The organism is Geodermatophilus sp. YIM 151500, from assembly GCF_025716945.1.
In the GTDB taxonomy this organism is placed as follows: Bacteria; Actinomycetota; Actinomycetes; order Mycobacteriales; family Geodermatophilaceae; genus YIM-151500.
Genome location: NZ_JAOVZT010000001.1, coordinates 519,124 through 532,340, shown reverse-complemented (window position 1 = coordinate 532,340; position 13,217 = coordinate 519,124). Strand labels below are relative to the sequence as shown.

Sequence of the window (13,217 nt, the reverse complement as noted above, 5' to 3'; positions counted from 1 at the left end):
CCACCGGACGACGATCGAGGGAGTTGTGCGCAATCCGGTCACGCCCGGTGAAGGGAGATGATTGCGCGCTCCACCAGTGGAGTTCCGTAACTCGTCACCGGGCGGCCAGGTCTCGGTCAGGTAACGACATGACGCTGCGTAACATCGCGACACGCCGCACGGCATGACTCCGTGTAAAGCGCGATTGGCGTTGCGTCAGTGACGCAGGTCTCACGACCACTGCCAGCGGGCCGCGAGCGGGCCGTGGACGACGCCCCCCTCGGCCGGTGACGCTACGTGGTCGATCTCACAGCAGGTGGGTCCGGCCGGACGGGGTCCCGGGCACGCGCCAGGATGGGCCGACCGGACGACGACCCCGAGGAGAGCCATGCCCGACCCCGAACCGAGGCGCCGTACGTCCGGACTCGTCGTCGAGAGCCGCGAGCACGTCCGCCTGCTCACCCTCGACCGCCCGGAGCGGCGCAACGCGCTGTCGACCGCGCTGCAGGAGGACCTGGTCGAGGAGTTCCTCGACGCCGGCGAGAGCCCCGACGTGCGTGCCGTCGTCCTCACCGGCACCGGGCCGGCGTTCAGCGCCGGCCTCGACCTCAAGGAGATCCGCGAGCTCGACGCGCGCGGCGAGCGGTTCCGCTCGCCGATGCACCGCACCACCCGGTCGTTCCTCGAGGTGGTCACCGAGTGCCCGAAGCCCACGATCGCCGCGCTGAACGGCGCGACCGTCGCCGGGGGCTTCGAGCTGGCGCTGGCCTGCGACATCCGGCTGGCCGCACCGGGGATCCCGATGGGCCTGCCGGAGGCGAAGATCGGCATGGGCGCCAACTTCGGCTCGGTGCTGCTGCCCAAGCTGGTCCCGCGCGGTCTGGCGCTGGAGCTGCTGTTCACCGGCGACCCGATGACCAGCGACGAGGCGGTCCGGCACGGGCTGGTCAACCGCGTCGTCCCGGCGCCCGAGCTGCTGGACGCCGCGCTCGACCTGGCACGGCGGATCGCCGCCAACGCACCGGTGTCCGTCCGCCGGATGAAGGAGACGGTGGTCAAGACCGCCGACATGCCGCTGTGGCAGGCACTGCGGCTGGAGGTCGGCCCGGACCCCTACACGAGCGAGGACCGCGCCGAGGGCATCGCCGCCCGGCTGGAGCAGCGCGCGCCGCGGTGGAAGGGTCGGTGACCGGTCCGGATCGGCGGCCGCGGGGCTGGGTCGGCCGGCTCATGGCCCGCGGCACCGACCCCGACCCGCGCTTCACCTTCGCCAACGAGCGCACCTTCCTCGCCTGGATCCGGACCGCGCTGGCCCTGCTCGCCGCCGGCATCGGCCTGGAGGCGTTCGTTGGTGACGTGCTCCGCCCCGGCGTGCGGCAGGGGCTGGCGGCCGGGCTGCTGCTGCTCGGCGCGGCGCTGGCGGTCATCGCCTTCCGCCGGTGGCTGCTCAGCGAGCGGGCGCTGCGGGACGGCCGGTCGCTGCCCGGCCTGGCGATCGGTCCGGTGCTCGCGCTGGCCCTGGCGGTCGCCGGCGTGGTGCTGCTCGTCGGCCTGCTCACCCCGGCGTGACCGCGTCGCGGGCGTCGTCGTGAAGGTGCTCGGCCGCGGCCGGCCGCTGTGGGACCCGGGCGCCCAGCCCGAGCGCACCCACAAGGCGTGGACCCGCACCTCGCTCGCCCTCGCCGCCTGCGCCCTGCTCGCCCTCCGGCTCACCGCCGACCACGGGCCGGGGGCCGTCGCGGTCACGGTGCTCGGCGCGGGAAGCGCGCTCGGGGTCTCGTGGGTCCAGGAGCAGCGGCTCCGGCAGGGGCGGGTACGGGCGGCCCCCGGCGCGGTGCTGCTGTTGACCGCGGCCACGGTGACCCTGGGGGTGGCCGCGCTGGCGCTGGTCGCCGTCCGCGCGGTCGGTTGATCACGGAGAGGTGACGGTCACGGTTGGCACCGCCGCCCTCCGGGCATGTCAGCGGCCCGGAACGGACGGAAGGAGGCCGACATGGGGCTGTTCAGCAAGGCGGCCAAGGCCGGCATCGCGAAGAAGGTCATCGACGAGGCCCGCAAGCCGCACAACCAGGCCAAGATCAAGAAGTTCGTCAACGACCTGACGAGCAAGAACCGGGGCCACGGGCCCGGCACCCCGCCGCCCGGTCGCAGCGGCCGCGTCTGAGGGTTCCCGCCCGGCTCACCGCGCCCCCGTCCCGCACGCCGCGGGCGGGGGCGCGGTCGCGTCCGCGCCCGTCCCGGGTCCGCGCCCGGTCACGGGGTGCAGTACACACGGCGGCGTGCTGCGCATCGCCGTCCTCGACGACTACCAGTCCGTCTCCGCCGACCACGCCGACTGGTCGGCGCTGCCCGAGAAGGCCGAGGTGGTCGCCTTCGCCGACCACGTCGCCGACGAGGACGCGCTGGTCGCCCGGCTCGACCCGTTCGACGTGGTCGTGGCCATGCGCGAGCGGACACCCTTCCCGCGCGGCGTGCTCGCCCGGCTGCCCAACCTGAAGCTGCTCGTGACCACGGGGGAGAAGAACGCCTCGATCGACCTCGACGCCTGCCGTGACCACGACGTCGTGGTCTGCGGCACCGGCTCCAGCGCGCGCAGCACCGTGGAGCTCACCTGGGCGCTGATCCTCGCCGCCGTCCGGCACGTGCCCGAGGAGGTCGCCGCCGTGCGGGCGGGTGGCTGGCAGCACACCGTCGGCACCGACCTGGCCGGGGCCCGGCTCGGCGTGGTCGGCCTGGGCCGGCTCGGCGGGAAGGTGGCCCAGGTCGGCCGGGCCTTCGGGATGGACGTCGTCGCGTGGAGCCAGAACCTCACCGAGGAGCGCGCGGCCGAGGTCGGCGTCCGGCGGGTCGAGCGCGACGAGCTGCTGTCGACCTCGGACGTCGTGACGATCCACCTCAAGCTCTCCGACCGCACCCGCGGGCTGATCGGTCGCGACGAGCTGGCGCTCATGAAACCGACCGCGTACCTCGTGAACACCAGCCGCGGCCCGATCGTCGAGGAGGCCGCGCTGGTCGAGGCCGTGAGCGGCGGGCGGATCGCCGGCGCGGCCGTCGACGTGTACGACGTCGAGCCGCTGCCGCCCGACGCGCCGATCCGGCAGCTGCGCAACGCCGTCCTGACCCCGCACCTCGGCTACGTCACGACGGGCTCGTACGCGGTCTACTTCCGCGAGGCCGTCGAGGACGTCGCCGCCTGGCTCGCCGGCGACCCGGTCCGCCGCCTCGCCTGAGGGTCGGGCCGGGGCGCACTAGCGTGGCGGCCGTGAGCCGGGAGGAGCGCTGGCAGCGGCGGCTCGCCCTGCCGGTGCTCGTCGCCGCGCTCACCAGCATCCCGGCGATGTTCCTGGCGATCGCCCCGGGCGTGTGGGGGGCGACCGGCCGCGTCGTCGACATCGCCAGCGGTGTGGTGCTCGTCGCCGAGACCGTCGTCCTGGTCGCCGTCGCCGAGGACCGCCGCGCGTGGATCCGCGGGCACGTCGGCCTGATCGCGCTCACCGTCGTGGTGCTCGTCGCCGTCGTCCTCGCCGTCGGGCCGGTGCAGGTGCTGCGGCTGGTGCGCACCGTCGGCGCCCTGCGCGTGCTGCGTGCCCGCCGCATCGTCCGGGCCGCCCGCGAGGTCCGCGAGCGGTTCGGGTTCACCGGCCGCTTCTCGCACGTCTTCGCCGTGGCCGCGGGCCTGCTGGTCGCCGTCTTCGTCGGGGTCGTGCTCGCCGACCCGACGTCGGAGTCCCGGGTGCTGCTCACCGACCTGCTCGGCGACGTCGGGACGCCGGCGATCGTCGGCGCGTCCGTGCTGGCCGGCCTGCTCCTCGGCGGGGCCACCTTCCTGCTCGCCCGCGACCGGGGCAGCGGCGCCGACGCCGATGACGAGGCGGGCTCGGACGACGCCGCCGGCCCGTCCGGGGGCGCTCCCGCCGCGCGTGACCGCTAGCAGCACCTGCAGTCCGACACCCACCACGAGCCGGCGTGCCAGCGCGGCCCCTCGACGTAGCTGCCGCCCGCGAGCACCGTCCGCAGCCGTCGTGCCGCCTCCGACGTCGCCATGCCGGTGGACGTCAGGAGGGGTCCGGCCGGTCGAGCAGGCGCAGCGGCGCGCGCGGCGTCAGCCGCTTCTCCAGCATCACCCGGTGCCGCCCGTCGGGCTCCCGGACGAAGTCGAGCTGGTCGACCAGCGCCTGCAGGAGCAGCAGGCCCTGCCCGCGCTCCGCCCGGGAGTCGCCGTCGGCGTCGGCACCGGGCGGGTCGCGGGTCTCCGCCGCGTCGGGGCCGGCACCGGCGTCGAGCACGCTGATCCGGCAGGCGTCGTCGCCGATCCGCACCCGCACCTCGTACGCCCCGCCGCCGGCGTGGTCGACCACGTTGGCGCAGGCCTCGGTCAGTGCGAGCACGACCTCGTCGATGGTGCGGCGCTCCACCGCCATGTGCTCGAGCGCCTCCCGGCACAACCCGCGGACGAACGGCACGCTGTGGACGTCGACCGGCAGGGTGACGGTGAAGTCGATCTTCATGGGACCTCGCAGACGGGTGCGGCTACTCTCCCAGAAGCCGGCGGGAGGAGGGAACGGTCGTGCTGTTCGACGTGGAGCGGACGACGGTCTCCGGCCGCCCGGCGCTCGTCGTCCGCGGCGAGCTCGACATCGCCACGGCGCCCGTCCTGGCCGCCGCCGGCGCGGCCGAGCTGGCCGGACGGCCCGCCGCGCTGGTCGTCGACCTCTCCGCCACGACGTTCCTCGACTCCTCCGGTGCCCGGCAGCTGGTCCGGCTGGGCCGGCAGGGGCAGGCCGACGGCGTGACCGTGCAACTGCTCTGCCCGCGCGACAACGGGCCGGTGCGGCTGGTGCTCGACCTGCTCGACGTCGATTCCGTCGTGCCCGTCGTGGAGAGCCTGCCACCGGGCCGGCGGCACGGGGACCCGTCATAGCCGGCCGGCCAGCCGGCGGCGGGGGCACCGGCGGCGCCGGTCGGATCCCCGACGAGGCACTGCTCCGCTGCGCCGACGAGCCGATCGCCGTACCCGGCGCCGTCCAGCCGCACGGCGTGCTGCTGGCGGTCACCGAGCCCGACCTGACCGTCGTCGTCACCTCGGCCAACGCCGGCGCGCTGTTCGGCACCGACCCCGCCGGCCGGCGGCTCGACGAGCTGCTCGCCCCCGCCGCCCGCGCCCGGCTGCGGGTGGTCCTGCCGGGCGACCTGGCCGAGGTCAACCCGGTGCGCCTCCGTGTCGGGGAGACCGACGTCGACCTGGTGCTGCACCGCGCCGACGGCCTGCTGATCACCGAGTGGGAGCCGGTGCTCGGCGCGGAGGAGGTCGGTGTCGCCTGGCACCGGCGGCTGCCGACGGTGCTGCAGCGGCTCTCGGCGACCGAGACGCTCCCGGAGCTGACCGACGTCCTGGCCGGCGACGTCCGGGCGCTCACCGGCTTCGACCGCGTGATGGTCTACCGGTTCGACGCCGCCTGGAACGGCGAGGTCGTCGCCGAGAGCCGGCGCGCCGACCTCGAACCCTTCCTGGGCCTGCACTACCCGGCCGGCGACATCCCGGCCCAGGCCCGCGCGCTGTACGCGATCAACTGGCTGCGGCTCATCCCCGACGCCGGCTACGCGCCGGTGCCGCTGCACCCGGCCACCAACCCGCTGACCGGCCGTCCGCTGGACCTCTCCGGCGCGATGCTGCGCAGCGTCTCGCCGGTGCACCTGGAGTACCTGGCCAACATGGGCGTGGTCGCCTCGATGTCGATCTCGCTGATCGATCGCGGCCGGCTCTGGGGCCTGGTGGCCTGCCACTCCTACAGCGGCCCGCATCGGCCGTCCTACGCGGATCGCACGGCGGCGGAGTTCCTCGGCCGGACCGCGTCGCTGCTGCTGCACACGAAGGTCGCGGAGGTCGAGACGGGTGACGTCGTCGGCGTCGCCCGGCGGCAGGCCGAGCTCGTCGCCGCCGTCGGCCGTTCGCCGCGCGCCCCGGCGCGGGCCCTCACCGAGGGCGGGCCGACCGTGCTCGACCTGCTGCCCGCGGGAGGCGCCGCGGTGCGGCTCGACGGGCGGCTGGTGCTGCTCGGCGAGACGCCGCCGGCCGACCGCGTGGCGCCGCTGGTCACCGCGCTGCTCGCCTCGGGCGCGGAGGACGAGCCCGGCGTCCGGGTCACCGACGCGCTGGGTCAGGTGGTGCCGGACGCGGCCGATCTGGCCGCCACCGCCAGCGGCGTGCTCGTCGTCCGGGCCGGCGGCGGGCCCGGTGACTTCCTCGCCTGGTTCCGGCCCGAGACGCTGCGGGAGGTCGTCTGGGGCGGCGATCCGCACGACGGCGAGGTCACCGAGGACGCCGAGGGCCCGCGGCTGTCCCCGCGGCGGTCGTTCGAGCGGTGGAGCGAGACCGTCCGCGGCACCGCCGGCCCGTGGCGCGCGCACGAGGTCACCGCCGCCCGCGCCCTGGCCACCGCCGTGACCGAGGCCGCGCGCGCCCGCGCGCACGAGGAGAACCGGCTCGCCGTCACCCTGCAGCGCACCCTGCTGCTGGAGGAGCTGCCCAAGGTCCCGGGGGTGGGGCTGGCCGCGCGGTACCGGCCGAGCGCCGCCGACGTGGTCGGCGGCGACTGGTACGACCTGGTGCCGCTGCCCAGCGGGCGCCTGTCGGTCGTGCTCGGGGACGTCGCCGGGCACGGCCTGGCCGCCGCGGCGGTCACCGCCCAGCTGCGCCACGCGCTGCGCGCCCACCTGCTGCGCGACCTCGGCCCGGCCGCGGCCCTGCAGGCGCTCAACGAGCTGGTCGCCGCGCTGCTGCCCGGCGAGCTGGCGACCGCCGTCGTGGCCGAGCTCGACCCGTCCAGCGGCGAGGTGGCCGTCGCCAGCGCCGGCCACCTGCCGGTCCTGCGCCGCACGCCGGACGGCGCGGACTACCTCACCGACGGCCGCGGCCCGGCGCTGGGCCTGCTCGACACCGCCGGCTACACCGCGTCGCGGGTTCGGCTGCGCGCGGCCGACCGGCTGCTGCTGTACAGCGACGGCCTGGTGGAGCGGCGCGGCGCGAGCCTCACCGAGGGCCTGGACGCGCTGCGCGCCGCCGTCGCGACGGCGTCCGCGGAGCCGCAGCAGCTGCTCGACGACGTGCTCGCCGCCCTCGACCCGCCCGACACCGACGACGTGACGCTGGTCGGTCTGGGCCGCAGCTGACCCCGCCCGCGCCCGGTTTCCCGGCGCGCCGGTCGGGCACCGCCGGGGTGCACCGCGGTCGCCGGCCGGCGCCCGTGCACCCACCGGCGGAGGGAACCATCGTCATGCAGGTCGGCTACAAGCTCGCCACCGAGGCCTTCGGCCCGGCCGAGATCGTGCAGCAGACGGTCCGGGCCGAGCGGGCCGGGTTCGACTTCGTCGAGCTCAGCGACCACTTCCACCCGTGGCTAGACAACCAGGGCCACAGCGGCTTCACCTGGTCGATGCTGGGTGCGATGGCCGCGCGGACCGAGCGCATCGGCCTGGCCACCGGCGTGACCTGCCCGATCATCCGGTACCACCCGGCGATCGTCGCCCAGGCCGCGGCGACCGTCGCCATCCTGTCGGACAACCGGTTCACGCTGGGCATCGGTGCCGGTGAGCGGCTCAACGAGCACGTGGTGGGGCAGGGCTGGCCCGCCGTCCGGATCCGGCACCGGATGCTCCGCGAGGCGCTGGAGATCATCAAGCTGCTGTGGCAGGGCGGCTACCAGTCCTACGACGGCCAGTACCTGCAGCTCGAGGACGCCCGGGTCTTCGACCTCCCCGACACCCCGCCGGTCATCGCGGTGGCCACCGGCGGGGAGATGGCCTCGACCATCGCCGCCGAGCTCGGCGACGGGCTGTTCGCCACCGAGCCGCGCAGCGACCTGGTGGAGGCCTACACCGGCGCCGGCGGCGACGGGCCCACGTACGCCGAGGTGCCGATGGCCTGGGCGCCCGACGAGGACACCGCGGCGCAGGCCGCGCTCGACACCACCCGGTGGGCGCTCACCGGCTGGAAGGTGATGAGCGAGCTGCCCAACCCGGTGAACTTCGACGCCGCCAGCAGCACGGTGAAGCTCGATGACATCAAGCAGCAGTTCTCCTGCGGCCCGGACCTCGACCGGCACGTCGCGCAGGCGCAGCCCTACGTCGACGCCGGCTTCGACCACGTCGTGCTGATGAACGCCGGGCCGGACCCGGACGGCTTCCTCGACGTCTGCGAGAAGGAGCTGATCGAACGCGTGCGGTCGCTGACGCCGTCCTCGTGACGCGGACGGACCCGACCCCCGGCCGGGCACCACGCGGCCGGGGGGCGGGTCCGTCGGTCGTTCAGTCCAGCAGCTTGGCCGCCGTCTCGGGCCGCTCGCCCTCGTGCACGACGGCCCGCAGCGCACGCACCATCTTCGCCGGGTCGGCCGCTCCCCAGACGTTGCGTCCGGTGGTCACCCCGTAGCCCCCCGCCTCCACGACGGAGGCGGCCTGGCGCAGCACGTCCAGCGGGTTGTCGGCCTTGGCCCCGCCGGCCGCCACCACGATGGCCGGCACGCCCTCGACGACCTTGGCGAACTCGGCCGTCGAGCCGGTGTACCAGGTCTTGACGATGTCGGTGCCCATCTCGGCGGCCGCCCGTGCGGCGTACAGGACCGCCTCGGTGCTGCCCTTCTTGTCCTCGGCCCAGAGCTCGCCGCTCGGGTAGGCGTGGCAGACGACCGGCAGGCCCACCTCGGAGGCGCGCGCGGTGATCGCGGCCAGCTCGGAGAAGCCCTCGACCTGGTGCGCGGAGCCGGCGCTGATGCCGACGGCGACGGCGTCGGCACCCAGCCGGAGCGCCTCGTCCACCGTGCCGACGGTCGCTTCGCGGGTCAGGTGGAAGTCCACGGAGAAGGTGGACGCCTTCATGATGAACGGCACGGGCGTCGTGTTGTGCGCGAGCACCGCAGCGGCGAGGCCCTTGAACATCGTGATCGCGTCGGGCCGCGCGGACGCGACGGCGGCGTAGGTCGGCCCGATGTCGGCCAGCCGGGGTGCCACGCCCCGCGGCACGGCCTGGTCGAGGGCCACGGTCACGGTGCGCCCGCTCTCGCCGAAGATCCGGCGCAGCCGGATGGCCCGGCCGAGGGCGGCGGTGCTGCCGTAGGGGGTGATCTGCAGCGGGCCGCGGGGCAGGCGACCGTCGGGCAGGGACGTGGACGAGCCGGCGGGGGCGGCCGGGTTCAACGTGGCGGTCATGCGGGGTCCTCAGTCGTCGCAGGGGTGGGATGGAGGGGAGGGAGGCTCAGGCCCAGGGGGCGATGCCGACGCGCATGTCCCGGCCGGAGGCGGCGAGCTCGATGGCACCGACGGCCTCGTCGATCGGCAGCTGGGCGCCGACGAGGTCGTCCACCTGCAGCGCTCCGGACCGGACGAGGCCGGCGACCTGCTGGAAGTCGTCGAGCCGGCAGGACGAGGCGCCGACGACGGTCCACTCGTTGTAGTGGATGTCGTTGGCCGGGATCTCCAGGGCGGTGCCTTCGCCGCTGAAGCCGGCGAAGACGCTCACGCGGGCGCCGGGGGCGAGGACGCCCAGGTAGGGGTGCAGCGCGTCCGTGCGGCCCACGGCCATCACCAGGACGTCGACACCGGCACCGCCGGTCCAGTCGAGCACCTGCCGGGCGGCGTCCTCGCCCGGGGCCAGGGTGAGCTCGGCGCCGGAGGTCGCGGCGGCCGCGCGGCGCTGCTCGATCGGGTCGACGGCGGCGATCCGCTGCACGCCGAGCTGGCGGGCCAGCCGGATGTGCATGAGGCCGAGCGGGCCGCAGCCGCTCACCAGCATCGACGGCGCTCCTGCCGCGGACGCGAGCCGCTGCCCGTTGTAGGCGCAGGCCAGGGGTTCGACGAGGGCACCGGCACCCGGCGAGGCGGTCCCGACGGGCACGAGGTTCCCCGCGCGGACGGCGGCGGCGGGCACGCGCACGTACTGCGAGAAGCCACCCGCCAGCTGGTATCCGAAGGCCACGCGGTTGCGGCAGATGTTCGGGTGGTCGCGCGTGCAGGCCACGCACTCGCCGCACGGGAGCAGCGGGTAGACGCAGACGAGGGCTCCCTCGGACACGCCGTCGGGCAGCACGCCGGCCGAGTCCACGACCGTGGCCGAGAACTCGTGGCCCATCACCGTCGGGTAGGTGACGTTGCGCTTCTTCCGCCCCTCGAAGATGCGGACGTCGGTGCCGCACACCAGGGCGCTCTCGACGCGCAGCAGCACGTCGCCGGACTCCAGGGCGGGCACGTCCGCGTCCTCCACCTTGAGGTCCAGCGGGGCGTGCAGGACGGCTTGCTTCATGCTTCGCGACTCCAGTTCGGCCGGGGACGGGCGCTCGCGCGCGCGGCGGGTTCGATCGCTGCCGGCCTCAGCCGGTGGCGGTCCCGGTCGTGGCGACCGGGCAGACGACGACCTCGACGTGGGGGTCCGCCGTCCGGAAGGACTCGAGGACGCCGGGATCGGCGCCGTCGTCGGTGAGCAGCAGCCACGGCCGCTGCAGGGGTGACCAGTAGGAGGTCCACCCGCCGCTGAGCTTGGTCGAGTCGGCGACCACGGCGACGGTGCGGGCGTGCTCGGCCATCACGGACTTGAGGACGCTCTGCTCCAGCGTGCGCGAGGCGATCCCGCGCCGCGGGTCCACCGCGTCGGCGCCGATGAAGGCGACGTCCGCGTAGAGACCGCGGACCATCTGCTCGGCCGTCGATCCGCTGATGGTCTGGTTGATCCGTCGCAGCCGGCCGCCCAGCACGACGATCTCGGTGTCGCCGGACTCCAGGAGGGTGGTCGTCGCCGCCACGCCGTTGGTGACCACGGTCAGCCCGGGGATGGTGCGCAGTTGCCGGGCCAGGCGCTCCGTGGTGCTGCCGGCGTCGAGCAGGACGACGGAGTCAGGCTGGACGAGGTCCGCGGCGACCCGGGCGATCGCGTCCTTCTCGGCCGCATGGCTCAGTTCCCGCTGCCGCACGGACTGCTCGGCCGAGGCCGCGCCCAGCACCGCGCCCCCGTAGGTCCGGGTGATGCGGCCCTCGCCGCGGAGCTGCTCCAGGTCGCGGCGGGCCGTCGCCGGGGAGATGCCGAACGTCGCGGCGAGTTCCTCGACGGGGAGCGGCTGGTCCCCGCGGCGGACGAGCAGCTGGACGATCTGCTCCCGCCGCACGTGTGCCGGCAGCCGGCCCTCGGGACCGCTCATGTCAACTCGATGAGCAAACTGATCACACGATGATTGAACCGCTCATGCCTTCTGCCGTCAAGAACCGCGGGGCGGACGGGCCAGCGAGCGGTCGACTCGTGCAACGGCATGAGCGACTCGCGCAACCGGTGAGCGGAAAGTGCACCCATGGCGCCCTCTTGACACGAACCCGTGAGCGGTTGGAGCATCCCGGCAGTGACCCACGCCATAGCGTCCGGTCCGGTGTCGGAGGGAGGGCAGGTGATGAGCGGAGTTGAGGTCGACGCTCTTCCGCCCCAGCCCGGTATTCGGTATACCCAGTACATGAGCAGTCTCGAGCCGCTCGACGTCGAGCGGGTGAGCTCCCGGGTCTTCGAGGCCCTGGAGCGGGCCATCGTCGAGTGCCGCATCGAACCGGGTGCGGCGCTCAGCGACCGTCAGCTCGCCGAGGAGCTCCGCGTCTCCCGTACGCCCGTGCGGGACGCCCTCCGGCAGCTCGAGTCGACCGGCCTGGTCGAGCGGCGGGGCCGGGTGGGCTGGTCGGTCACCCGGGTCGAGGTGCGCGACGTCGAGGAGCTCTTCGACCTCCGGTGCCTGCTGGAGCCGGCCGGCGTGCCGCGCATCGCGTCCTGGGACGACGACCGCCTCCGGCGGTTCGTGACCCTCTTCGACGACTTCTCGACGCCGATGGGCACCGACGACATCGCCCGCTACCTACGGGTCGACGACGAGTTCCACGCGACGATCGTCGGAGCGGCCGAGAACCGCCGGCTCGCGCACGCCTACCGCCTGTTGTCCCGGGAGCTGAGCCGGTTCCGCCACTTCACCTCGTACCGCTACGAGGGTCGCGTCGACCAGAGCCTCGGCGAGCACCGCGCGATCTGCGGCGCGCTCGCCCGCCGGGACGTCCCCGGGGCGACCGACGCGCTCGTGGCCCACATCCTCTCGGCGCGCGACACGCTCGTCGCCACCGTCCACGCCTCGGCCGCCCCGGCCGACCTGCGCACCACCGATCCGGAGGAATCCGCATGAACGTCCGCGTCATCAGCACCGTCGCCGCAGCCGCGCTCACCCTGACCGCCTGCGGCGGTGGCGGAGGCGACTCCGCCGGCTCCGGGGGCGCCGGTGGAGGCGCCGGCGGGGGTGAGGAAGTGACCCTGCGGCTCGCCGTCGGCGACCCCGCCACGTCGTCGGTCGGCGTCACCGCGGAGCACTTCGCCGACGAGGTGGCCGAGCGCAGCGACGGGCGGATCACCGTGGAGGTCTACCCCGACGGGACGCTCTTCGGCGGCGACCAGAACGCGGCGGTCAACCAGGTCCAGAACGGCACGATCGACGGGACCATCCTCTCGACGTCGGTCTACGCGTCGTTCGAGCCGCGGATGAACGCGATCAGCCTGCCCTACCTGTTCGACGACTTCGACCAGTACGTGTCCTACCTCGAAGGCGAGCCCGGCCAGACGCTGCTCGACTCGCTGGACAAGGTGAACACCGAGGGCCTGGCGATGATGACCCGGACCTTCCGCCAGGTGACCAACTCCAAGCAGCCGATCGAGGACCCGGCGGACCTCCAGGGGCTGAAGCTGCGGGTGCCCAACAACGAGCTGTGGGTGGAGTTCTTCGGAGCCCTGGGCGCCAACCCCACCCCGATGGACTTCACCGAGGTCTACACGGCCCTGCAGCTCGGCGTCATCGACGGCCAGGAGAACCCGGTCGAGGTGCCGCTGGCGAACAAGTTCTACGAGGTCCAGGACTACCTGTCGCTGACCAACCACATCGTCGACGGGTACATCCTCGGCTTCAACGCCGACAAGTTCGCCGGTCTGGACGAGGAGGCCCAGCAGATCCTGCGCGACGCCGCCGCCGAGACCGCCGAGTACAAGCGGCAGTACGACGACGAGCAGGCCGACAAGGCCATCGCCGACCTCGAGGCCAACGGCATGCAGGTCAACGAGCTCTCCGCGGAGCAGATGGCGGCCTTCCAGGAGGAGGCGCGGAAGCTCTACCCGCAGTTCGAGGACCTCGTCGGCGCCGACTTCGTCGCCGAGACCCTGGCCTTCGTCGAGCAGGGATGAG

The 13,217-nt window shown here is 74.4% G+C and carries 15 protein-coding genes; 11 read left to right on the top strand and 4 right to left on the bottom strand.

What is annotated here, in order from left to right; all coding sequences use genetic code 11:
* Positions 1 to 367 precede the first annotated feature (367 nt).
* From OF117_RS02430 to OF117_RS02405, 6 genes are all read left to right on the top strand, one after another.
* Positions 368 to 1,168, top strand: coding sequence for an enoyl-CoA hydratase/isomerase family protein (locus OF117_RS02430; protein ID WP_263551195.1), 801 nt, complete (start codon positions 368 to 370; stop codon positions 1,166 to 1,168).
* Entirely contained in the window at positions 1,165 to 1,548 is a 384-nt protein-coding gene (locus OF117_RS02425) for a YidH family protein (protein ID WP_263551194.1), read from the top strand. Before OF117_RS02430 ends, OF117_RS02425 begins: the two co-directional genes overlap by 4 nt.
* 19 nt (positions 1,549 to 1,567) lie before the next feature.
* On the top strand, positions 1,568 to 1,891 hold the full coding sequence (locus OF117_RS02420; RefSeq protein ID WP_263551193.1) for a DUF202 domain-containing protein: 324 nt from the start codon (positions 1,568 to 1,570) through the stop codon (positions 1,889 to 1,891).
* Between the two features lie 81 nt (positions 1,892 to 1,972).
* Positions 1,973 to 2,143, top strand: a complete 171-nt coding sequence (locus OF117_RS02415) for a hypothetical protein (protein ID WP_263551192.1) — start codon at positions 1,973 to 1,975, stop codon at positions 2,141 to 2,143.
* 115 nt (positions 2,144 to 2,258) lie between these two features.
* Entirely contained in the window at positions 2,259 to 3,209 is a 951-nt protein-coding gene (locus OF117_RS02410; RefSeq protein WP_263551191.1) for a D-2-hydroxyacid dehydrogenase family protein, read from the top strand.
* A 32-nt stretch (positions 3,210 to 3,241) separates the two neighbouring features.
* Positions 3,242 to 3,910: a hypothetical protein gene (locus tag OF117_RS02405; RefSeq protein ID WP_263551190.1), complete on the top strand. Its 669-nt coding sequence runs from the start codon at positions 3,242 to 3,244 to the stop codon at positions 3,908 to 3,910.
* 124 nt (positions 3,911 to 4,034) lie between these two features.
* On the opposite strand, the gene OF117_RS02400 is transcribed toward OF117_RS02405, so the two are convergent.
* A complete protein-coding gene (locus OF117_RS02400) occupies positions 4,035 to 4,487 on the bottom strand; it encodes an ATP-binding protein (RefSeq protein ID WP_263551189.1) in 453 nt (150 codons plus the stop codon).
* Positions 4,488 to 4,546: 59 nt separating this feature from the next.
* Between OF117_RS02400 and OF117_RS02395 the strand changes: the two genes are divergently transcribed.
* The 3 genes from OF117_RS02395 (at position 4,547) to OF117_RS02385 (ending at position 8,222) form a co-directional block, all read left to right on the top strand.
* Positions 4,547 to 4,900, top strand: coding sequence for an STAS domain-containing protein (locus OF117_RS02395; RefSeq protein WP_263551435.1), 354 nt, complete (start codon positions 4,547 to 4,549; stop codon positions 4,898 to 4,900).
* Positions 4,786 to 7,149: a SpoIIE family protein phosphatase gene (locus tag OF117_RS02390; protein ID WP_263551434.1), complete on the top strand. Its 2,364-nt coding sequence runs from the start codon at positions 4,786 to 4,788 to the stop codon at positions 7,147 to 7,149. Before OF117_RS02395 ends, OF117_RS02390 begins: the two co-directional genes overlap by 115 nt.
* 104 nt (positions 7,150 to 7,253) lie before the next feature.
* Positions 7,254 to 8,222 (top strand): TIGR03557 family F420-dependent LLM class oxidoreductase, encoded by a 969-nt coding sequence (locus OF117_RS02385; RefSeq protein WP_263551188.1) that lies wholly within the window; start codon positions 7,254 to 7,256, stop codon positions 8,220 to 8,222.
* 61 nt (positions 8,223 to 8,283) lie between these two features.
* On the opposite strand, the gene OF117_RS02380 is transcribed toward OF117_RS02385, so the two are convergent.
* From OF117_RS02380 to OF117_RS02370, 3 genes are all read right to left on the bottom strand, one after another.
* Positions 8,284 to 9,183 carry a class I fructose-bisphosphate aldolase gene (locus OF117_RS02380; RefSeq protein ID WP_263551187.1) on the bottom strand — a complete coding sequence of 300 codons (900 nt, stop codon included), beginning with the start codon at positions 9,181 to 9,183 and terminating at the stop codon, positions 8,284 to 8,286.
* Positions 9,184 to 9,229: 46 nt separating this feature from the next.
* Complete coding sequence (locus OF117_RS02375) at positions 9,230 to 10,273, bottom strand: alcohol dehydrogenase catalytic domain-containing protein (protein ID WP_263551186.1); 1,044 nt, start codon at positions 10,271 to 10,273, stop codon at positions 9,230 to 9,232.
* A gap of 67 nt (positions 10,274 to 10,340) precedes the next feature.
* The gene (locus OF117_RS02370) at positions 10,341 to 11,162 is read right to left on the bottom strand and encodes a DeoR/GlpR family DNA-binding transcription regulator (protein WP_263551185.1); all 822 of its coding nucleotides are present in this window, start codon (positions 11,160 to 11,162) and stop codon (positions 10,341 to 10,343) included.
* Between the two features lie 303 nt (positions 11,163 to 11,465).
* Here OF117_RS02370 and OF117_RS02365 point away from each other — a divergent pair, with 303 nt between their 5' ends.
* Both OF117_RS02365 and OF117_RS02360 read left to right on the top strand, forming a co-directional pair.
* On the top strand, positions 11,466 to 12,173 hold the full coding sequence (locus OF117_RS02365; protein WP_263551184.1) for a GntR family transcriptional regulator: 708 nt from the start codon (positions 11,466 to 11,468) through the stop codon (positions 12,171 to 12,173).
* A complete protein-coding gene (locus tag OF117_RS02360) occupies positions 12,170 to 13,216 on the top strand; it encodes a DctP family TRAP transporter solute-binding subunit (protein ID WP_263551183.1) in 1,047 nt (348 codons plus the stop codon). Before OF117_RS02365 ends, OF117_RS02360 begins: the two co-directional genes overlap by 4 nt.
* Position 13,217: the final 1 nt, after the last annotated feature.